The organism is Clostridium saudiense (assembly GCF_000577815.1).
Taxonomy (GTDB): domain Bacteria; phylum Bacillota; class Clostridia; order Clostridiales; family Clostridiaceae; genus Clostridium; species Clostridium saudiense.
The window spans coordinates 1-945 of sequence record NZ_CBYM010000091.1; the positions used below are offsets into that span (position 1 = coordinate 1).

Here is a 945-nt window from a genome sequence, read left to right on the forward strand (position 1 = left end):
ATTTTTAGTGTTGCATCTAAGTAAAACTTACTTGTTGACACGAATGTACTATGTCTAAGGAATAATTTACAACTAAAAAAATAAACCCCCATGTGATTTAATAGTCTTGCTATAAACTATTCACATGGAGGTTTTTTATTATGTCCAATACTAATAATAAATTAGTTTTTAATAAATTAATAGCGGAAATTCAAGGAACTTTTCTAGAAAGAGTTATTTCAAAATATGATGGAAATTTTAGAAGTCAGCATTTTGATACCAAATCACATTTATATGCATTACTTTATTCTAATTTTATGAACTGTAAAAGTTTAAGAGAGTTACAAACTCAAATATCTCATAATAATAAATTGAAAAAATTTATTAATATACCAAGTGTTTCTCAATTTAGTAGAAAGAATGCATCTAGAGATAGTCGGATTTTTGAAGATATATTTTATTATCTTATATCTAAAGCTAAAAAGCGTTTTGGAGAATATAAACTAATTAAAGATTTTCCTCCGCTTAGAATCATAGATTCAAGCGTAATCGTAACAGCATTAAAATTAGCTCCATCACTTAAATTTGATGACGAAAAATCAGTAATGAAAATTAGTACAATGTTTAATGGCGAATATCCTGAACACATAAATATAGTTAAAGGTAATATTAATGATAGAAAATGTGTTGATAATATGTTTAGAGACAAAGATTGTATATATGTGTTTGATAGGGGATATTACGATTATAGATGGTATGATAAACTTACTGAAAATGGATTTAAATTTGTTACTCGTGGAGTCAAAAACTCAATAGTAATGGAGGAAAAATTTTTAGACTCAAATATAAATGAAGATATTTATGATACTGAGGTAATAATGGGCTCAACGCCCGGCGGAAATTTAACCTTTAATAAATATAGAGAAATTATGTGTTTTGATGAGAATGATGAAGCAATTACTTTTG

General features: G+C 26.3%; 1 protein-coding gene. It reads left to right on the forward strand.

Annotation, left to right across the window (positions count from 1 at the left end):
* Window positions 1-140 precede the first annotated feature (140 nt).
* Window positions 141-945: transposase (locus tag TY07_RS17030; protein ID WP_042403124.1), on the forward strand; the 805-nt coding region annotated here is incomplete at its 3' end.